Origin of the sequence: Psychrobacter sp. AOP31-B2-9 (assembly GCF_052378005.1) — a bacterium.
In the GTDB taxonomy this organism is placed as follows: Bacteria; Pseudomonadota; Gammaproteobacteria; order Pseudomonadales; family Moraxellaceae; genus Psychrobacter.
Map to the genome: position 1 here is coordinate 1 of NZ_JBQSXG010000053.1, position 21,589 is coordinate 21,589.

Below are 21,589 nucleotides of genomic sequence, written 5' to 3' on the forward strand. Positions count from 1 at the left end.
GTTTAAACTCTCTGCTAAATTGTGATGAGCTAGAGTAACCGACTTGCATGGCTGCTGTATTGACAGTCATGCCCGTTGCTATCTTCATGGCAGCAGCGTTCAAGCGCATGGATTTTATGAATTGAATAGGTGACATGGAGGTGGCTTGTTTAAACTTACGATGCAAGACTGCACGGCTCATTCCTACGTGTTTGGCCATGTCTTCAATAGTAATCACATCATCCAAATGTGCTGACAAGTATTCGATAGATTGAGCAATTTCATTACCCACACCAAAAGCGCGTTGTGCTGAATATCCTGATTCCCCCTTTAATAGGGCATAGTAAAATTCGCGTAAACGGCTTTCCCCAAGTATCAAGGTATCAACGGGGTTATCTATTAGCATTAGTAGCCGAAACAATGCCTTAGTAAAGCCATTGTCCCAATTTGAAAGCGATAACCCTAAGGGATGGGATGTATTTTTAGGATGATGTATAACGCCATTCGCTTTACTGTGCATCTCGATTGAGAGCTCTGTCATTACCTTAGTGTCTAATGAGATATATACGCCCATAAGAGGATTGTCAGGTGATGCGGTAGTTGCGTCTCGCTTCATCGCCCAGTCGGCTGAAAAAGGATCATGGCCCGAGGTAATGTGTGCCACGCAATCAGGTCTTGAACAACAAAGGCTTTATGGGCCTACAAAGCGCGCGCAAACCGTTGGGGCTATTGGAATGTGTCCATTAGATAAAGTCGCTTTGGATGAGACGCTAGCCACCAAGCTTTGGTCAGTGTCTGAAGAAAAAACATCGTTTAACTGGGCGCTATAAATGATTTATTAACCTCAATGTTATAACAGGGGTTGCAAAATAAAAAAATCCTTGTATAATTTGCATCTGGTGGCTCCATTGGTAGCCTCGCAACATTGTTCTATGAATCCCGCCAGGACCGGAAGGTAGCAACGGTAATAGTCACAGTGTGTGCCGAGGATGTGCTTTTGGAGTCGCTTTTTTTTGCCTAAAATTTGATAATTGGTTTTATAATCAGTCAGAAATACTCGTATTATGTATTAAGCCCTTCATTGTAAAGGGCTTTTTTTTGCGTGAATTTTATTCGTTTTATCGTTCGATTTCTTATTTGATTTCAGGATTTCAGTGATTAATGAAGTTTCATTGATTAATATGGGTTAAAATACAATATATTAACTTTTTAGTAACATTAGCGTGTGTTGAATGTTTGTCTATGATGGATGTAGGTTCTAACTCCAGAAGTGACTGTACAACATGCCCTAATAACAATACGAAACGTTGTGGAATCCTATTATGAAAATGTTTGTTTGGCTGTTTATTGCAGTTGTGGTGATATTGGTTGTATTTGGGGTATCTATATTTAATAAATTGGTACGTGCGCGTAACCAAGCAAAAAATGGTTTTTCTCAGATTGATGTTCAGCTAAAACGTCGCCATGACTTGATTCCAAATCTAGTGGAAACGGCTAAGCGTTATTTGACGCATGAAGAAGAGACGCTCACTCGTGTAATTGATGCACGTAATCATGCCCAAAGCTTGCAAGATTCAAGCAAGCATCAGCCAGATTCAATGGAACATATGGCATTGTTTGCTAAAGCAGAAAGCATGTTGTCCAAAGCTCTAGGGCAATTTTCCGCTGTCGTGGAAGCGTATCCTGAGCTAAAAGCGGACAGTGTGATTAAAGAGCTGATGGATGAGTTGACCAATACCGAAAACCGCATTGGTTTTGCGCGTCAGCATTATAATGACAGTGTGATGTTTTATAATAACGATCGCGAAGTGTTTCCAAACAATCTGGTTAGCACGACTTTTGGCTTTCGTCCATTAAGTCAGTTGGTGTTTGAAGATAGAAAGGCGATTGCTCAAGCACCTGTTGTTAATATGGGCTGATATTCACATGCGTTTGTGTGTTTAGCATGCGTTTATGTGTTTATTTAATATAAAGCTTAGGCAATACAAGGTTTAGGTAAGACAATCAGATGGATTTTTTTGGTGAACAGCGCACACGTACTCAGCGTAGCCTCTTGCTTTATGGGCTATTTTTTCTCATTGTCTTTGCGCATATAGCGGTGGCACTTGGTGTCATGGTGCTGTTGCTCACGGTATTTACGGGCGGTATTTATCACTGGGCGCTAGTGCTGGTCATTCTTTGGACGCTAGGCAGTTTCGCTGGCGGTAGTTTTTTAGAATATCGTCGCTTAAAAGCGGGTGGTCGCTCTATTGCTCAGCGTGTTGGTGCGGTGCGGCTATTTATTGATGACAGTCAAGATGCTTGGGAGCACAGCCAAGGTGTTGCTCATCAGCATGAGCCTGTGCAAAAGGTTCGCTACAGTGCACGCCATATTGCGGTGCGTGATGAGCGTGATTTTCCGCCAACCTATCGACGTTATTATGAGATTGCGCAACAGCTGGCCATTGCCTCGGGTTTAACCATGCCGATTTTGTATGTGCTCCCCGAGGAGCAAGGCATCAATGGCTTTGTGGCGGGTCGACACAGTCAAGATATGGTGTTGGTCGTGACTCAAGGGGCGCTTGATAAACTGTCTGATGAGGCATTGTATGGACTTATTGGTCATGAGTATGGTCATATTTTGCATGGTGATGCCAATTTTAACTTACAGCTGATGGTGGTGCTGGCAGGCCTACAGATACTGTATGACTGGAGCGACCCTATCGGTAATGACAGTTATTTTGGTAATGACAATTATTTTGATAATACCGTCAATCAAAATTTTGTTTTATCACAACAATCTATCGATCGTCATGCTCGCAGTACTGAAAATCAGACGGCAAGTTTTACCACTCATAGTGAATGGGTGGCGTACTGGCAGAATCAGTCACAAAATCAACAAGCCACCGCAAATATTCAATCGAGATGGCTACAAAACAAACCAGTAGTAGACCGTCAAGCACCTCGTGGTGTGTGGACGTTGTTATTGCATGGGATGAGCTTTTCGAGTATGGCAAGCGCTCAACTCATCAAACACAGCTTTAACCGTCAGCGTGAGTTGCTCGCCGATGCGACCAGTGTACAGTTGACACGCTCTCCTGCGATCATGGAAACCTTAAAAGCCATTCATCAAGATTCGCTAGGTTCACGATTAACAGGTATTACTGATATCAACGGACTCAGCCATTTTTTCTTTGCCAGCAGTGGCACGGACTTAGGCGATGTCTCTTGGTTTGCCACGCATCCTAGTTTGTCTGAGCGTATGAGTGCCATCAATGAGAATGCTTATCACAAGTTTTCTGCCCAAGTTGCCAAAGAAAAGCGCATCAATCAAAAAAAGGTAAAAGAGATATACGAGCAGCGCAGGCTTGGCGATTGGGGAGCAATAACAGCCAATAGCCTAAGCAATAAAGCAAAACTTAATAAACAATCACTTCAATCTCAATCATTATCTAATCAAGAGATGAATAATGAGTTAGAGGCAGAGAAAGGCCTTGAGTTTGTGATCGAACAAGATGTTGTTGTTGACGGACGATTGCAGGTGCAAGCAGAAGATATTGGTACTCTTAAACAGCTAAAACCGTGGCAAGCACAACCTGATAGTGATTTGCCGGTAGCAGACTTGATCAGTATTGATGATATTAAAAAGGTCTCATTACCACAGTATGTACTTAATCACAGCCATCATCCGCTAGGAGCGCAAGCCTTAATTGAAGCGGTGATGCTATGCCATCAAGGTCATGCACTAGAGGTGACGGCTTCTTATGACTTAGCCGATATTTGGAGCAAGATTGCGACTGATGCCATAATTACAACTAACATAACAAAGAGTGATAACCAAACGAAAATTTTGCCGCACACAATAGATAATAAATTGATAGAGAGTGTGGCGACAATGGACCGTCGCTTAGATAGCGTACTCATCACAACGGCACTAAAAAAACTAAGCCAACATGACTTATCATCGAGCATGATTGAAACATTACGTCAGCAGCATGAAAGCAGTCACAGCAATAAAAGCCATCAGGATTATAGTCAGCAAGCAAAATATCGTACGATGCTGACACGCTACCAACAGGGTATTATGGCCCTGATCAATCATCAGTTGAGCGCTGACTTAAGTAAAGTGCTGGCAGATAAGATGACCGATGAAAGCGCTGATATTGAGAATACAGATGTTAAGAGTAATGTGTCTCAGGCCCATTCTATTTTGTCATTATGGCAAGCGTTGCACTTACAGCCGCTGCTATCGATACTGTCAATGGTGCTGGGTGACCAGCCGTTGAATGCAGATAAAAGTAAGTCATGGCAGTATACATTGCAAACTGGTGCAAACGATATATATGCGCAGCTCGATCCTTCTGGTCAGATATTTGTCGGACTGGATAGTGTGGAAAAAACGATGCTTGCTCTATTGGCCTATCGTTTGTCAAAAGATGTCAAAGGCCAAATGATCTCAGAGCGCCATAGTTCAATGCTCGGCTATAACGATGCTAGTGTGACTCACTATATTGTAGACTTACGTCGCCATGCACGATTGATTGATATTGACTTAGCCGCTGTGAGCGATGCAAACTTACAATGGCTGTTATTAACCACGCAGAGCCTGAACAGTATCCAGTTATTAGCATTGATAGAGACTGTACCTACATTTGTATCTGCTACAACAGCAGATACATGTGATGATAATGATAAAGAGAAGCAACAGGGAAGCGATCAAATAGATTATAATAACGTGACTGATAATTCTTACACTTATATCCATTATCAACAATGGCTGAGTACATTACATACCGTGATGTTACATGATACGATAGTCAGTCAAGATGAGTATGACTGTTTGATGCTATTGGCTGATCGCTGGTTGGGTATTCGCAAGCTGTTTTGAATGAGCGAAGTGCGTAGGCATTGCTTGACTTGTACTGGGCTGGCTAGATATTGCATGATCGAAGTTATTATTTGATGTTTTTTATACAAATATTCTGTAAACCCATTTTAGACGAGTAGGATAGTAGAGAAACATGAGTGACATTGCAGACCCGCTAACAGTATTGCAACATCGTATGCAGCAGCGTCAGATTTTAGCGATGATGGGTATCAATCAGTGGGTACAGCCAAGCTCCAACACTATCGATATGGCAGATATTGCTGCGCCTACTATTCCTGACTCTATCGTTGATAGGTCGGCTCAGACTGCGTCGTCTGCTACGAGCATTGCACAACCAATTATTGAACGTCAAAGTAATGCTGCTGCGAACGCTGAAACGTCGAATATAGCATCTGCTGATACTATATCAGCTGTCATTGATGATGAATCTATTAGTAACTATTATCATGATGCTAGTGATGCAGGCTTAACACAACCGCATGAACAAAGTCCTGTCAATTATAGCTTTGATAGCAGTACTCCTGATGTGGCGGTTCGACCCCTAGTAGAACACATCGTGCAGCAAACAACGGCTTCTATTGAACAATCCTCTCTTTCTATTTCTAATAGTATAGCCAACGATGATGGCTTAAAAAAAGTAGCCCCTTTTGACTTGCAAGGAGGGCGCTATGGTGACTGGGTAATATTAGTTGATATCCAAGCACTCAATAATGACAGTCAAAAGCTATGGCAAAACATCACTCAAGCACTATCAATCGCTTGTGAGGCCACATCTTTCCCCATTTGTGAAGGCATGGATACCGCTGAGCTTGCCAACGCCAGCCTTGCAGGATATGTCTTTAAAATCGGCCGCAGCGAAGAAATACAAGTAGTAGCATTGACTGAACTGCCTGAAGGGCTTGAGCATCCGACACTTACTGCTGTGCCCACGTTAGATGAGATGCTTGCCGATAGCGGGTTAAAACGTCAGCTTTGGGATAAACTATCTGGTTAAGCCGGCTTGTCATCATAGGTGCGGTGATAAACTATCAGCATAAATTGTTGGCAAGAACAAAACAGATATTAGAGAATAAAAACAACGAAAATCACTGTTAAAGTGATTTTAATCAATAACCTTTACGCTCCAACAAACAACGATGATTTCATCATATTTAGGATAATGATTATGACCACCACATCAACTATCAATACTGCCGCTCCTAACCGTGTGCCTAATTTTTCAGCGGGACCTGCTACGATACCGACTGCTGTATTATCACGCGCGCAAGATGAGCTGCTTGATTGGCAGGGCAGTGGTATGTCGGTCATGGAAGTCAGTCACCGTAGTAAAGAGTACGTCGCCATTACCGAAAAAGCGGAATCGAAATTGCGTTCGTTGATGGACATTCCAGATAATTATAAAGTGCTATTTTTACAAGGCGGTGCCAGCTTACAGTTTTCAGCGATTCCATTGAATCTATTGAATGGCGGACGCGCAGATTATCTAACCACAGGCGCTTGGTCAGGCAAGGCAATCAAAGAAGCCGATCGCTATGCCAAACTGGGTTTGGGTGAGACGAATGTGGTCGCAACAGGCAAAGACAGTAACTTTACCGATGTGCCTGATCAAAGTGAATGGCAATTGAGTGACGATGCGGCGTATTTTCATTATTGTGCTAATGAGACCATTCATGGTTTACAGATATTTGAGCCACCACAAGTTGATGCGCCTATTATTGCCGACATGTCTTCTTGCATTTTGTCACAACCGATTGATGTTTCTAAGTTCGGTATGATTTATGCTGGTGCGCAAAAAAACATTGGTCCAGCAGGATTGATTATTGTGATCATTCGTGAAGATTTATTGGGGCAGGCAAGTGAGTGGTGCCCGCTACTGATGAACTACGAGCATCAGGCCGAAAAACAATCTATGTCAAACACGCCAGCGACATATTCTTGGTACTTGGCAGGACTGGTCTTTGATTGGCTAGAAGAGCAGGGCGGCGTTGCTGCTATTGGCAAGATTAATCAGCAAAAAGCAGACTTACTCTACAAGACGATTGATGACAGCGATTTTTATAACAACCCAGTAGCCATTCAGCATCGTTCTATTATGAATGTGCCATTCACGTTGGCAGATAGCAGTCTTGACCAAGTGTTTTTAGAAGAGTCAGCCGCTGCAGGTTTGATGAACCTAAAAGGTCACCGTGATGTGGGCGGTATGCGTGCCAGTATCTATAATGCCGTATCACTAGACTGGGTACAGCAACTGGTGGACTTTATGATAGCGTTTGAGAAAAAGCACGCTTAAATAGAGGTTGGCTTTAGACAGTGAAAGGCGTAACTTTTAGGAGTTGCGCCTTTTTTATTGAACACGCCCTAATCAATTGTGTTTCTATCAAGTCAGTCGTTTGTATGACAGCGTACTTAACACGGTAAACCATTAGGTTAAAAAACTTAAATTTGTTATGATGAAATTTTGCGTTACGTATCATTTTTAGTGAGTTTTGCATTGAGCTGTAATTTCTAGAAAAATTCTAAATATATTCATTGGTTTGGCACAAGGGCTTGTTATAACTTTATTATGATAAAAAACACCATGCTAAAAACTGTGTTATTGGTAGCTGTCGTGGGATGGGCGCCTATCAGTAACGCAGTACCAATCACGACTACTGCGCTCGGTCATAATAGTCCTACTAACTATATTGACGCGCCATTTATGCCATATGCCAATCCAAATGCGCCGACAGGTGGTACGCTATCGCTTGATACGCGCGGCACTTTTAACGCTGCTAATAAGTGGATGACCACTGGTGTGGCGATGGCTGGTACAGATTATCTATATGATACTCTGATGACGGGCTCATTAAATGAAGCTTTTACGATGTATCCGCAGCTAGCAAGCAAGGTCACTTATGATCCTGATGATACCAGCTGGATTGTTTATCATATCAATTCTGATGCGCGATTTTGGGATGGGTCACCAGTCACTAGCGATGATGTTAAAGCCACTTTTGATGCGCTATTGAACAAAGGGCCGATGTATATCCGTAGTTATTTGGGAGATATTAAAGAGGTTCAAGTGGTAGATAAGCAACGAGTAAAGTTTGTCTTTGCTTCTGCTGATAATAAAGAAATTCTGTTAACGGTCGGGCAGTTTCCTATTTTTGCCAAGTCTTCTATCGATACTGGTTTTGAGAAAATCACGTTAACACCACTGATGGGCAGTGGCCCTTATAAGCTAGGTCGAGTCGATGCGGGACGCTCCGTGAGCTATCTGCGTGACCCTAACTATTGGGGACGTGATCTGATGGTCAATCGCGGTCGTTATAACTTTGACATGATTAAGTTTGTGTATTATCAAAGTGATGAAATTGCGTTTGAAGGTTTTAAGTCCGGTCAATATCGTTTCCGTCCTGAAAATAAAGCGTCTAATTGGGCAACCGGTTATAACTTCCCTGCGGTAAAATCAGGGCTGATTAACAAAGAGACGATAAGCAGTCAAAATCCAGTAGCGATGCAAGGTCTGGTGATGAATATGCGTCGGCCAATCTTTCAAGACATTCGTGTTCGTCAAGCATTAACCGCGGCTTATGATTTTGAATGGATGAATAAGACCTTATTTCATGGACAGTATGAACGTTTGCAGAGCTTCTTTCATGGTTCAGAGCTTGCGGCAACTGGTAGACCATCAGGCGACGAGATGGCAGTACTTACTCCTCTATTAGCTAAGCTTGAACCAGTGCAACGTCAGGCAACATTAGCTGCGTGGCAATTACCCACTACCGACGGAAAGGGTTTTAATCGTCAAGGGTTGTTAAAAGCACGGCAGCTGCTGCTAGATGCTGGCTTTTACTATAACGATATGAAGCTATATCAGCCTGATGGACAGCTCGCTCAAATTGAGATTTTGATGACAGGCGAAACCATGGGACGAGTATTGTTGCCTTATATTCGTAACTTAAAGCGTTTAGGTTTTGACACGACCTTGCGTCAAGTGGATAGCCCGCAATACTATGAACGCATGCGCAATTTTGATTATGATATGGTCGTTGATGTCTTTGCTCAAAGCTTGTCTCCAGGTGCCGAACAAGCCGGTTTTTGGGGCAGTTCGGCTGCCGATCAAGCCGGTAATAGAAACACAGCGGGTATTAAAAATGAGGTAATTGATACGGTAATAGAAAAATTAGGCAACGCTCATAACCGTGATGAGATTGTGTTATACACCCAAGTGCTCGACCGCTTATTACGGGCAGGTTATTATCTGGTGCCGTTATATGGCAAGTCAGGTACCAATGTCGCCTATTGGAATCAATACCGTCACACTGAAAAACTGCCTACCAATGCCGTGGGTATTGACTACTGGTGGACAGATAAGGCAGCAGAAGCGCGCGTTAATGCTTATTTAAAGCAGTAAGTAGCTGTTTAAAATAGTGTCTGTTTAAGACGATAGCTATTTAAAACGGTAAAAGCTAACAATTTTGAAGGTTAAAGCATTTCACAAAGATATCTGATAAACAAGCAACAAAGATAACTATTCGTAAGGATTCACCATGAGTATTCGTATCCACCCGATTAAAGCGTTCAATGACAATTATATCTGGACATTGATTAATGAAAATAATAAGCAAGCGATTGTCATTGATCCAGGTCAAGCTGAGCCTGTCATTGCCTACTTAGAAGAAAACAATCTAGAGCTAACGTCTATTTGGACCACGCATCATCATCACGATCATATTGGCGGTGTTGAAGAGCTACAAGAGGCTTACCCGATGACGCATTTGGTTGCGCATACTGAGCATAATGTCGATGAAGATCAGACAATCAAAGACGGCAGTACGGTAAGTGCTTGGGGTTGTTCGGCACAAGTTTGGGACGTATATGGTCACACAGCGAGTCACGTAGCCTATGTTTTAGATATCGATGGGCTCAAACATTGCTTCTGCGGTGATACGCTATTTAGTGCGGGTTGTGGTCGGGTATTTACTGGTACGATTGAGCAGCTGCATGACAGCTTTAAGCGTTTGAATAGTCTAGCGGCTGAGACGCTGTTATATCCTGCACATGAGTATACGGCCAGCAATTTACGCTTTGGCCTATCGATTGAACCCGCTAATGAAGCAATGCAGCAAGCACTCGCTTATGCACAGGAACAAACAGCAGAAGGTATTCCAACATTGCCTGTGACCCTAGAGCATGAGCGTCTGGTTAATGTATTCTTACGTACACAAGAACCAAGCGTGATAGCAGGTGTGAAGGCTAAAATGAATCTCGACGACGATAAGTCTTTGACTGTATTTGCCGCTTTACGTGAGCTCAAAAATAATTTTTAGCCAAATTTTCCGTTGTTGTCTCTTTCATTATGTTAGGAATCTGCTGTTATGGGTCGTTATATCCTAAAAAGATTGCTGCTGATATTACCGACGCTTTTTTTAATCTTGCTCGCAAATTTCGTCATTGTGCAAGCAGCTCCTGGCGGCCCTGTTGAGCAGCAGCTCGCACTTATTGAGCAAGGCGCAAAAGACAATGCGCTGGCTGGTAATATTGGTGCGGGCAGTGCAGGTGGTAATAGCAGTACTTATCAAGGGACGCGCGGCTTATCAGAAGACATGGTAGCGGCTATCAATGCCCAGTATGGCTTTGATAAATCGGCACCTGAGCGTTTTTGGTTGATGCTAAAGAATTATGCTCAGTTAGATTTTGGTACATCGTTTTTTAAAGGTCAGTCAGTAACCGACCTGATTGTAGAAAAACTGCCAGTATCAATATCGCTTGGGTTATGGAGTACGCTGCTGATTTATATGATAGCGATTCCACTTGGGGTCTATAAAGCTATGCACCATGGTTCAGGAATCGATAAAGCAACGGCTATGCTGCTTGCGATTGGACATGCGATACCTGTATTTGTCTTTGCTATCATACTATTGGTGTTCTTTGCTGGGGGCAGCTATTGGAATATCTTTCCACTACAAGGATTAACCTCAGAGAACTTTGATCAACTCAGTGCGCTTGGTAAAGTAAAAGATTACTTTTGGCATTTGGCTTTGCCTCTATTGGCAAGTACGGTTGGTGGCTTTGCTGGTTTGACTTATTTGACCAAGTTTAGTTTTTTAGAAGAGCTTGGCAAGCAATATGTGTTGACTGCTCGTGCCAAAGGTTTGGGAGAGCGGCAAGTGTTATACGGGCATGTTTTCCGTAATGCCATGCTAATTATTATCGCTGGTATTCCAGCCGCGATCGTTGGGATATTCTTTGCTGGTAACTTCCTGATTGAGATTATCTTTAAGCTTGATGGTTTAGGTCTGCTTGGTTTTGAAGCCATTCAGCAGCGCGATTATCCCGTGATATTTGGCACGCTATTTATCTTTACTTTGTTGGGATTATTATTACAGTTAATCAGTGATTTAAGTTATCACTTGATTGATCCTCGCATTGATTTTGAGGGGCGCTAATGTCAAGTCATCCATTACCTTCAACGCCCTCATCTGAATCTCCTGTTTCTATGCCAAAAAAACGTAGGCTAAATCCTATCTGGCAGGCACGCCTAAACCGTTTTCGTCGCAATCGTTTGGGCGTTGTATCGCTGTTTATGTTTACGCTGATATTTATTATTTGTATGGCTGCCAATGTGATTGCCAATGACAAGCCGCTACTGGTGCAATATCAGGGCGACTACTACTTCCCAGTAGTAAAGGCGTATCCTGAAACGACTTTTGGTGGTGTGTTTGAAACTGAAACCAATTACAAAGACCCTGCGGTGCAAGCACTGATTGATGATCAGGGTTTTTATATCATGCCGATTATTCCCTTTGCCGATCAGACACCCAATGTTGAGTTGGGTATTCCTTATCCAGCCGCGCCCAACGCTCAAAACTGGCTTGGCACAGATGACTTGGGGCGTGATGTATTGGCGCGGATAATTTATGGACTACGGGTTTCTTTATTATTTGGTTTGGCATTGACGCTTGCAGGGGCGTTGATTGGTATTATCATCGGTGCCATCCAAGGCTATTATGGTGGTTGGATAGATTTGATTGGGCAGCGTTTCATGGAAGTATGGGGCGGAATGCCTCAGCTGTTTATGATTATTATTCTGGTCAGTTTATTTAGCCCTAGTATTACCATGCTATTTGCCATGATGTTATTGTTTGGCTGGATGAGCTTGGTGGGTTTGGTACGAGCAGAGTTTTTGCGCGCACGTAATTTCGATTATGTACGTGCCGCTCGCAATCTGGGTGTATCGGACAGTCGCATCATGCTAAAACACATTTTACCCAATGCGTTGGCCTCAAGTTTATCGCAGTTACCTTTTATTCTCACTGCGAATATTATTGCTTTAACGTCATTGGATTTCTTGGGTTATGGGCTGCCACCGGGTTCACCGTCACTTGGTGAGCTGATGGTACAAGGCAAAAACAATCTAGACGCACCTTGGCTAGCGTTATCAGGGTTTTTCAGTTTAACCTTTATTTTATCACTGCTAATATTCGTTGGTGAAACGCTGCGCGATGCTTTTGATCCGAGGCGTTCTTAATATGACTATAACTAATGAGCCAAACAACAGACCAGATGAAAGCCACGGTCACGAACAAAATAAATTCATACTGACAGTAGATAAGCTCAGTATTCATACTGCTATGGGCGCGGCTTTGGTTGATGCATTGTCTTATGAGCTGAGGCAAGGGCAAACCTTAGCCATCGTTGGTGAATCAGGCTCTGGTAAATCTATTTCTAGTCTCGCGCTATTGGGATTGTTACCAGATAACTTATCCATTACGGGCAAAGTACAGCTGGCAGGTACAGCTGGCATGACAATATTGCCAATAGCCAATAATGAAAGGCGAAACTCTGTGTTGCGCACTATACGTGGTCAGCGCATCGGTATGGTGTTTCAAGAGCCGATGACGGCGCTCAATCCGCTACACACCGTTGCTATACAAATCGCGGAATCACTGCGTCTAAGCGGTGTTCCAAAGAAACAATGGCGTGAACAAAGTATAGCTTTGCTTGATGACGTCAATATTACCGATCCTGCCGATAAGCTGGATCGCTATCCGCATGAGTTGTCAGGTGGTCAACGACAGCGCGTTATGATTGCGATGGCATTGGCACAACAACCTGATATTTTAATCGCCGATGAGCCAACGACGGCGCTCGATGTGACGTTGCAACATGAGATTCTTGAGCTATTAGATGATTTAAAGCGTCAGCATAATATGGCAATGGTGCTAATTAGTCATGACCTCAATTTAGTCAGGCGTTATAGTGACGATGTCATCGTTATGTGCCAAGGAAAAATAATTGAGCAAGGACAGACGGCTACGGTATTTAATGAACCCAAGGCGGAATATACCCGAACGCTTATTCAGCAGGATTTTGGTCAAGCGCTCACGACCTCGGCTGAGAATGAAAATGAGCAGTTAGCGGTACTGCAAGTAAATAATCTACAAGTACAATTTCCAATGGAAAAAAGTCTATTTGGCGGTATCAAGCGTTGGTTCGAGGCAGTGAAAGCGTTAGATATAACGCTACCGAAAGGTCAGGCATTGGGTATCGTGGGTGAGTCTGGTTCTGGTAAAACGACGACGGCACTTGCATTGAGTCAGTTGCTCAGCAATCAAGCGCGTGCTAAAGGGCAAATAGTCATTAATGGTCAAGATGTTATGGCATTGTCAAAACGTGAGCTGCGTACTTTTCGCTCGCAGATTCAGATGGTGTTTCAAGATCCGTTTGCCAGTATTAATCCTCGTATGACAGTGATGCAAATTGTTGAAGAAGGGTTGCTCGTCCAAGGTGTTGATAAGAGTGCCCGTCAGCAGGCAGTCATAGACAGTTTGGCTACTGTGCATTTGCCTGTTGAGTTTGTGCAGCGTTATCCGCATGAGCTATCTGGTGGTCAACGGCAGCGTGTGGCGCTGGCACGAGCGCTGATTATGCAACCCAGTTTATTAATATTAGATGAACCAACTTCTGCACTTGATAGCACCACGCAAGTTACCGTGGTGAGATTACTACGTGAAATTCAGGAGAAATTGCAAATCAGTTACGTATTCATCAGCCATGACCTAAAAGTTGTGCGCGCGTTGTGTCAACAGATAATGGTACTCAAAGATGGCGTGTGCGTGGAGTCTGGACGTACTGAAAATATCTTTAATAATCCAAAACATACTTACACTCAGCATCTAATACAGGCAAGCCACACGTAATCCAAAAACTATTGTTCAGTTAAAGTACATAATATTTGAATCATGTTAAATTTTTATAACAAAACAGGCGTATTGTAGTCACATAACCGAGTTATTATAATTATACAAACACCATAACTCTTAGGATATTCTGATGAACCGCACATTACAAACTAGGGTCGCTGCTGTAGTAGTAGCGGTAAGCAGTACTCTTTTTGTGGGCTGTGCCGCCACTGAAACAACGGCAAAGACCACGCCAACGTCTGAAAATCCTTATGCACCGACAGATCCTAATTTGGCTGTGGCGACAGTAGCTGGGGGTTGTTTTTGGTGCGTTGAAGCGGGTTATGAGAAGATTCCTGGTGTGGTAGAAGTAGTCTCAGGTTATACAGGTGGCGAGGCTGAAAACCCAACATACAAACAAGTATCAGCGGGTGGCACGGGTCATACTGAAGCGGCGCAGGTTTATTATGATCCTACGGAAATAACCTATGAGGGTATAGTGCAGGCATTATGGCGTATCGCTGATCCCACAGATGCTGAAGGTCAGTATGTAGATCGCGGTACACAGTATCGTCCTGCTATTTTTTATAATAATCAGCAAGAAAAGCAAACAGCAGAAGCAGCCAAGCAGGCATTACAAGATTCTGGTGTGTATGAGAAACCAGTGGTGATAGAAATTACTCCTGCTAGCACGTTTTATCCAGCAGAAGAGTATCATCAGGATTATTATAAAAAGAATCCGATTCGTTATAAAGCCTATACTTTTAATTCTGGTCGTTATCAGTTTATCGAAAGTGTATACGGTAAAAACTATCAGTTAGACTTCAGTCAATTTAAACCTGATGCAGATAGCATAGAAAAAAATACTCCAACTGCGTCTTCAAGCACCTCCACTGATACTAAAATGACCACGGGCTTCAATTCAGAAACCTTTGTAAAGCCTACGCAAAGTGAATTGAAAAAATCGCTTAATGATATTCAGTACAAAGTTACTCAAGAAGAAGGCACCGAACGTGCATTTGATAACGAATACTGGGATAACAAAGAACCTGGTCTATACGTCGATGTGATATCGGGTGAGCCTCTGTATTCTTCTCGTGATAAATACAAATCAGGAACGGGCTGGCCAAGCTTTACTCGTCCATTGAGTACAGATATGGTTGTTGAAAAAGAAGATAGAGGTATATTCTCTGTTCGTACCGAGATACGCAGCCGTTATGCTGACTCGCATGTAGGCCATGTATTTGATGATGGTCCTGCACCGACAGGAAAGCGCTACTGCATGAATTCGGCGGCACTACGTTTTGTACCATTAGCGGATATGGAAAAGGAAGGTTACGGTGATTGGATTGATGACGTAAAACCAATCGCTTCTTAATTTTTAATAAAACGGAAACAATAAAAAGGACGCTAATGCGTCCTTTTCTTGTTTTTGAAGATTAAGTTATGATTTATTGAATAATTAAAAAGCTGGTTGACGCTTAGGTATTGCGCTTAGAAATTCCGTACGCGCTTGATTATCATGGACAAACTCGCCCAACATTGACATCGTACGTGTGGTGGAGTGTTGCTTGCTAACACCGCGCATCATCATACACATATGTGCGGCATCCATCACTACCGCGACGCCGCGACAGCCGGTGACGTCCATAATAGTTTGTGCTATTTGCTCGCTTAGGTTTTCTTGAACTTGTAAACGACGGGCAAACATATCTACGATACGGGCAAATTTTGATAAACCTAACACTTGACCATTGGGTAGATAACCGATATGTGCGATACCATGAAAAGGCAACATATGATGTTCACACAATGAATAAAATTCAATATTCTGAACCAAAACCAGCTCACGATTACTCGATGGAAACAGCGCATCATTGACGACGTCATCTAAATTTTGATGATAGCCTTGGGTTAGGTGAGCAAAGGCCTTTGCGGCACGCATGGGTGTTTCTTCAAGACCAGGACGATGCAAGTCTTCACCAGTTGAGCCGATCAATTGACGATAAGACTCAATACTTTCTTGGTATTCTGATGTTATTGTTGGGGTGTTACTCATAAGTTTGGCAGCCATCCAAAATGTGGGTGTAGCTTAACGCTAAATCCTTGGTTATAACTAACCGTTATAAAGGATTATTATAAAAATTGTGCAAGCTGGGAAGGGCTGTGATTATACTTGAAATCTGCTTAACTTCATACTGCTGTGGCTCGTAGTTCAATGTTTAATCAATATTAAGCGCCATTATAAGCAAATACAGTTTACGACTGTTTACTTAAATTAATTCGTGTATAATAAGCCATCTTTAATTTATGATTTACTAGCACTGATTATTTATCATATATAACTCTAAATAATTTTTTAATTTAAATAACTCTAATTGATTCAAAAGGAAAAACTATGCTACTGCAAGGACAACGATTTGTCGTAACTGGCATCGCAAGCAAACTTTCTATCGCTTGGGCAATCGCTGAAGCATTACATCGTGAAGGCGCATCATTGATCTTGACGTATCCAAATGACAAAATCAAAAAACGTGTGGATATGGCAGCAGAGAAGTTCGAGGCGGATTTAGTATTAGAGTGTGATGTGGCATCTGATGACTCTATCGCTGCTTGTTTTGAACAAGTGACTGCGCACTGGGGCGATGGTATCAATGGTGTGGTACATGCGATTGGGTTTGCGCCGATGGATCAATTGGACGGTGATTTTGTCAATGCAACTACCCGTGAGGGCAGTAGTATCGCGCATGACATCTCAAGCTATAGTTTTGTGGCACTGGCCAAAGAAGCGCGTGAGTTACTAGCCATGCGTCACGGCTCTATGTTGACATTGACTTACGAAGGCAGTATCTCGGTTTTACCAAACTATAATGTCATGGGTATGGCTAAGGCCAGCTTGGAAGCCAGTGTTCGCTATTTAGCGACTTCTATGGGCGGTGAAGGAATCCGCGTTAATGCTATCTCAGCAGGTCCTATCCGTACGTTAGCGGCTAGTGGTATCAAATCATTCCGTAAAATGCTTGATATCAGCGAAAAAATAGCACCATTACAGCGCAACATCACTCAGACAGAAGTGGGCAATGCGGCATTATTCTTATTATCACCATGGGCCTCTGGTATCACTGGTGAAATCATGTTTGTAGATGCAGGATTTAATACGGTTGCTATTAGCGAGCAGTTAATGATGATCGACGAACCAAAGTAATTGCTTCCTGTAATGAGGACGCATCCTAGCAATGTCGTCTGAAAATAATGTTTAAGAAATAAAGGAGGCAGCCAATTGGTTGCCTTTTTTAGTTATACTATGGGCTGTTTTTAGTTCAGTCTTTAGGTAGTAGATATGATAACTAAATTACCAAGGTGGATATTGTGGGGTGGTGCGGTGCTTGCCTTTAGTGCTGGCTGTGTCAACACGGCAGCATTGATGGGTTTTGCTAATTTGTCGGTTTCGCATGTCACGGGTAATGTCAGCTTATTTGCATCGGCGATTGCTTATTTAGATGTACACAGTATTTTGTATATTGGTGCGTTGTTACTTTCTTTTTTAGCAGGTGCTATATTAAGCGGTTTTGTTATTGGACAAGCCTCATTAAAACTAGGTAAAGGTTATGGAAAAGCGCTGTATATAGAAGCGCTATTACTAGTGATTAGCTATTGGCTATACCAACAGCACGACTATTTAGGACAGTTGGCTGCGGCGATGGCGTGCGGCTTGCAGAATGCAATGGTTGCTACTTATAGTGGTGCTGTTATTCGTACTACTCACTTAACGGGCTTGACGTCAGACATGGGTGCGGCAATAGGTAATTGGCTAGCGGGTCGCTCGATCAGTAAGCCAACACTGGGGTTTCAAGCGATTATTTGGTATTGCTTTTGCGGTGGGAGCGCGGTAGGGGCATTTATGTATGCCAAGGTGGGTTATGGTGCATTATTAGTACCTATTACAATTGTACTGACAGCAGCGTTTTTATATAATTATGCTTCAGGTCATTTACCAGAAAAGAGAGAACCAAGACGAGAAAAGCACTCATCATAATGATAAGCGCCTATTATTTTTACTGTAAACGTAAAGCGATAACTTATTTATCACCTTCTTCTTTATGATCTTCATGTTCATGCATACCTTGCATCATATCAAGTGCAGAATCATTCGTACGCTGCTGATATTCTTTGGCTAAACCGTCTTGATTGATGTCTTTGGGTGCCATCTTAGTAGTGGAATCCTTTCTATTTGCATGTGTCATGACATACTCCTGTTTGTTTTTATTCAATTGCTAGCGTAAAATCTAATGAAAATATGTTTATTAAATGCATTTTTGATATTTATTTTTTAGTCAAACTAATAACAAGTATGAGCGCACGCTATGTGCTTGTATAGGCAAAGTATGCACCTGTTTAGTGACGATGTGTAACCATAGAACATCATTGTTTGCGTTAAGGTGGTGCGTTCCTTCATGTATAGGTAAGATACAAATTATATAAGAGCTATGTCTGATATACCTGAATTTGGTATTAATTTATTAAGTTCTTGGTTAAGTCATTTTTCTGTTGTATATCTGCTATGATAGCCACGTATTTTTTTGGGTGAGTGACAAAGTGAGTACTAGAGTACCTATGATATGTAAGGTGTTTTCACATTGTCTTTGAGGAAATAAGGACGTTTTATGTCAGAACAAAAACTAGACAGCCATCTACCTACTGATGGCAATGAGTATTTATTTACCGATACCTTTCCAAAAGGAACTGGTAAAGGGTTGATAGTTGTCGCTATTGCGGCGATTGTCGCTATGATTATCTATAATGTTTTACCATTTGATATCAATGCTAATAAAGGTCTTGCATTGTTGTTTTTCATTGGTGTGCTTTGGCTAACAGAAGCACTGCACGTGACCATCACGGCGCTATTAGTAGTAGTCGTTGGTGCGCTGATTGGTATACCAGATTTCAATGCCAAAATTGGTTTGCAGAGCTTTGCCAGCCCAACGATTTATTTGTTTTTTGGTGGTTTTGCTTTGGCTGCTGCTCTACATGTGCAGCAATTAGATAAAAAAATCGCCTTAAAAATCTTGTCGATGTCAGGTGGTAAGCTTAGTACAGCGGTATTTTTGATATTTGGTGTGACGGCATTTTTGTCAATGTGGATATCAAATACAGCCACTGCGGCAATGATGTTGCCCTTGGCGCTAGGTATTTTGACGCAAGTTGATCGTGAAAAAGATCGCGGTACGTTTGTGTTTGTGCTATTGGGTATTGCTTATTCGGCAAGTCTTGGTGGTTTGGGTACGATTGTCGGGTCACCACCGAATGCTATTGCTGCCAAAGCGCTTGATATTGCCTTTGTTGATTGGATGAAGTTTGGTATACCGATGATGTTGGTGTTATTACCAGTATTATTGGGCGCGATGTACCTGTTCCTTAAACCCAATCTGAATCGTAAAATCACGCTGACAGAAGATGATCCTATTGCGTGGAATAAGCCGCGTATAGCGACAATTATTGTCTTTATTATTACTGCTTTAAGCTGGATATTTTCCAAAAAAATTGGTGCCGCCTTAGATATTTCTGATACTGATGCCATCATTGCTTTGTCAGCAGCCGCAGCAGTGGTCAGCTTAGGATTGGTATCATGGAAGCAGGTTTCTGATAATACCGATTGGGGCGTGCTCATGCTGTTCGGTGGCGGTATTGCGCTATCGACAGTTTTGAAAGTCTCAGGTGCGTCTTTAGTACTTGGTGAAACGGTTGCTAACGCATTATCTGCTGCACCACTGGTGGTGGTAATGATTGCGATATCTGCATTTATTATATTCTTAACCGAATTTGCTTCTAATACAGCCTCTGCCGCATTGTTGGTGCCAGTATTTGCTGCTATCGCTGAGCAAATGGGCTTACCGCATGAAGTATTAGTATTGGTCATTGGTATTGGTGCATCGTGTGCCTTTATGCTGCCCGTTGCGACACCGCCAAACGCGATCGTATTTGGTACAGGACTTATCAAGCAGACAGAGATGGTTCGTACGGGTATTATTCTTAATATTATTGCCACCTTTGTTGTCGGACTATGGGCGTATTTCTTCTTAATATAACTTAGCTACTAATGCTTACTCTAGTTTAGTTAGTAATATAGCCGTAAAACATAGTTATAAAATACAGTCATAAAACAAAGCTCGATGCTTTAAGTTATTCTTAGGCATCGGGCTTTTTGTTTTTGAGGTTTTTAGCCCATTTATCATTTAGATTGGGGATATGACTTATAGTCGATTCAATTTAAAAGTAGTACAAAACAATCAAGCGCAAATATATATGTGATACTTCAAGCGAGGTTAAGGCTGTGATATTTGTATAAAACCTTATTGATGAGAGCAGATAATTACTATGACAAAACTTAGCAGTAAGCATATAAATACAATCGCTGCAATCTCAGATATTCATAGTAATGTCTTTGCTTTAGAAGCGGTTCTTGCAGATATAAAACGTCGTAATATAGAGCAAATCGTCAATCTTGGTGATATTTTGTATGGGCCTATCGCACCTAAAGCGACTTATGGTCTGCTGATGACATGTAGAGACGATATTATTACCATTTGTGGCAATCAAGATAGGCAGATATATGAGGCGACAGCGGCAGATATTGCGGGTAATCCAACACTAAGTTTTATTATCGCAGATTTACCTAAAGCGGCTATTAAGTGGATGCAAAATTTACCTTTTGATTGTCATTTAAGCAAGGATGTCTACTTATGCCATGGCTCGCCAACAGATGATATGGTCTATCTGTTAGAGAGTATAGAAACAGGTCAGCCTAGAGTACGTAGCGATGCAGATATTTTGGCATTGCTCAGTGGTATTGATAGTACGGTTGTCGTATGTGGCCACACTCATATTCCGCGTACGGTAAAGCTATCAAACGATCAAATAATTATCAATACTGGTAGCGTCGGTTATCCTGCCTACGAAGATGACTTACCTAATATTCACAGAATGCAGACCTATTCCCCTCATGCAAATTATGCAATCATTAGCTGTGTTGAGACCGAGCAAGCGGTGCGCTGGCAAACTGAACATATCCAGATACCGTACGATTATGAGGCTGCTGCTCAATTGGCCTCACAGAATGGTCGTGAGGATTGGGCGTTTGCACTGAGAACAGGGCGTGTGTTATAAGGAAATTATTCATGCCCACAGCAGTTTACTTTTAAAGACAGACGTTCGTCTTTTGATGTTGCTTCACATATTGATGATAAGTTTAAAGTAGATATAGACGATATATATAACGTGAATGCTCTGATATCAAACCTTTAATTGGTGATTGAACCCATCGATCGAATCGTTGATGATGTATTAGGTGGAGATTTAGCAGATAAAGAATATGTTGGCTATTTGAGTATCAAGAATTTTAAAAATTGGCATGATAATTAACAAGTTTATCGAATAAACAACTCATTCATAAAAATAGAATAGGGCGGACAGATTTGCAAAATTTTATAAAAGGATTTTTTAAGTGGATTCTTGCAGGTATCGGAATAGGAATAGGACTGTTTGTTGTTCTAGTGGCTGTAGCATTTTTTAATAACAA

Annotated in this window: 18 protein-coding genes and 1 other RNA gene; 16 read left to right on the forward strand and 3 right to left on the reverse strand. The window is 42.1% G+C overall.

Annotated elements, in window-relative coordinates; genetic code table 11:
• Positions 1-643, reverse strand: a 643-nt coding sequence (locus ACT3SX_RS07855) for an AraC family transcriptional regulator (RefSeq protein ID WP_444761701.1), incomplete at its 3' end; no start/stop codon positions are given.
• On the opposite strand from ACT3SX_RS07855, the gene ACT3SX_RS07860 reads away from it, so the two are divergent.
• From ACT3SX_RS07860 to msrB, 12 genes are all read left to right on the forward strand, one after another.
• A complete protein-coding gene (locus ACT3SX_RS07860; RefSeq protein WP_192991773.1) occupies positions 633-809 on the forward strand; it encodes a hypothetical protein in 177 nt (58 codons plus the stop codon). The genes ACT3SX_RS07855 and ACT3SX_RS07860 overlap by 11 nt on opposite strands.
• Before the next feature lie 76 nt (positions 810-885).
• Positions 886-982, forward strand: an RNA gene (gene ffs / locus ACT3SX_RS07865) — signal recognition particle sRNA small type.
• Positions 983-1,301: 319 nt separating this feature from the next.
• Positions 1,302-1,898: a LemA family protein gene (locus tag ACT3SX_RS07870; RefSeq protein ID WP_192519451.1), complete on the forward strand. Its 597-nt coding sequence runs from the start codon at positions 1,302-1,304 to the stop codon at positions 1,896-1,898.
• An 89-nt stretch (positions 1,899-1,987) separates the two neighbouring features.
• Positions 1,988-4,846, forward strand: coding sequence for a M48 family metalloprotease (locus ACT3SX_RS07875; protein ID WP_192519452.1), 2,859 nt, complete (start codon positions 1,988-1,990; stop codon positions 4,844-4,846).
• Positions 4,847-4,979: 133 nt separating this feature from the next.
• Positions 4,980-5,840 (forward strand): hypothetical protein, encoded by an 861-nt coding sequence (locus ACT3SX_RS07880; RefSeq protein WP_192519453.1) that lies wholly within the window; start codon positions 4,980-4,982, stop codon positions 5,838-5,840.
• Between the two features lie 171 nt (positions 5,841-6,011).
• Positions 6,012-7,136: a 3-phosphoserine/phosphohydroxythreonine transaminase gene (serC, locus tag ACT3SX_RS07885; RefSeq protein ID WP_192519454.1), complete on the forward strand. Its 1,125-nt coding sequence runs from the start codon at positions 6,012-6,014 to the stop codon at positions 7,134-7,136.
• Between the two features lie 273 nt (positions 7,137-7,409).
• Complete coding sequence (locus tag ACT3SX_RS07890; protein WP_192991772.1) at positions 7,410-9,242, forward strand: extracellular solute-binding protein; 1,833 nt, start codon at positions 7,410-7,412, stop codon at positions 9,240-9,242.
• Positions 9,243-9,378: 136 nt separating this feature from the next.
• Positions 9,379-10,158, forward strand: a complete 780-nt coding sequence (gloB, locus tag ACT3SX_RS07895) for a hydroxyacylglutathione hydrolase (RefSeq protein ID WP_192519456.1) — start codon at positions 9,379-9,381, stop codon at positions 10,156-10,158.
• A gap of 48 nt (positions 10,159-10,206) precedes the next feature.
• On the forward strand, positions 10,207-11,277 hold the full coding sequence (gene yejB / locus ACT3SX_RS07900; protein ID WP_442069672.1) for a microcin C ABC transporter permease YejB: 1,071 nt from the start codon (positions 10,207-10,209) through the stop codon (positions 11,275-11,277).
• A 50-nt stretch (positions 11,278-11,327) separates the two neighbouring features.
• On the forward strand, positions 11,328-12,359 hold the full coding sequence (locus tag ACT3SX_RS07905; RefSeq protein WP_442069688.1) for an ABC transporter permease: 1,032 nt from the start codon (positions 11,328-11,330) through the stop codon (positions 12,357-12,359).
• A gap of 1 nt (position 12,360) precedes the next feature.
• Complete coding sequence (locus ACT3SX_RS07910; protein WP_442069673.1) at positions 12,361-14,031, forward strand: ABC transporter ATP-binding protein; 1,671 nt, start codon at positions 12,361-12,363, stop codon at positions 14,029-14,031.
• A gap of 133 nt (positions 14,032-14,164) precedes the next feature.
• Positions 14,165-15,391: a peptide-methionine (R)-S-oxide reductase MsrB gene (gene msrB, locus ACT3SX_RS07915; protein ID WP_442069675.1), complete on the forward strand. Its 1,227-nt coding sequence runs from the start codon at positions 14,165-14,167 to the stop codon at positions 15,389-15,391.
• Positions 15,392-15,475: 84 nt separating this feature from the next.
• On the opposite strand, the gene folE is transcribed toward msrB, so the two are convergent.
• A complete protein-coding gene (gene folE / locus ACT3SX_RS07920) occupies positions 15,476-16,072 on the reverse strand; it encodes a GTP cyclohydrolase I FolE (RefSeq protein WP_442069677.1) in 597 nt (198 codons plus the stop codon).
• A 339-nt stretch (positions 16,073-16,411) separates the two neighbouring features.
• Here folE and ACT3SX_RS07925 point away from each other — a divergent pair, with 339 nt between their 5' ends.
• Together ACT3SX_RS07925 and ACT3SX_RS07930 are read left to right on the forward strand one after the other, a co-directional pair.
• Positions 16,412-17,218 carry an enoyl-ACP reductase FabI gene (locus tag ACT3SX_RS07925; protein ID WP_442069679.1) on the forward strand — a complete coding sequence of 269 codons (807 nt, stop codon included), beginning with the start codon at positions 16,412-16,414 and terminating at the stop codon, positions 17,216-17,218.
• 135 nt (positions 17,219-17,353) lie between these two features.
• Entirely contained in the window at positions 17,354-18,049 is a 696-nt protein-coding gene (locus tag ACT3SX_RS07930) for a YoaK family protein (RefSeq protein ID WP_192519462.1), read from the forward strand.
• Between the two features lie 43 nt (positions 18,050-18,092).
• Here ACT3SX_RS07930 and ACT3SX_RS07935 read toward each other — a convergent pair whose 3' ends face one another.
• Entirely contained in the window at positions 18,093-18,257 is a 165-nt protein-coding gene (locus ACT3SX_RS07935; protein ID WP_444761702.1) for a hypothetical protein, read from the reverse strand.
• A 420-nt stretch (positions 18,258-18,677) separates the two neighbouring features.
• On the opposite strand from ACT3SX_RS07935, the gene ACT3SX_RS07940 reads away from it, so the two are divergent.
• Both ACT3SX_RS07940 and ACT3SX_RS07945 read left to right on the forward strand, forming a co-directional pair.
• On the forward strand, positions 18,678-20,099 hold the full coding sequence (locus ACT3SX_RS07940; protein ID WP_444524357.1) for an SLC13 family permease: 1,422 nt from the start codon (positions 18,678-18,680) through the stop codon (positions 20,097-20,099).
• Between the two features lie 289 nt (positions 20,100-20,388).
• The gene (locus tag ACT3SX_RS07945; protein ID WP_442069686.1) at positions 20,389-21,177 is read left to right on the forward strand and encodes a metallophosphoesterase family protein; all 789 of its coding nucleotides are present in this window, start codon (positions 20,389-20,391) and stop codon (positions 21,175-21,177) included.
• The last annotated feature ends 412 nt before the right edge of the window (positions 21,178-21,589 follow it).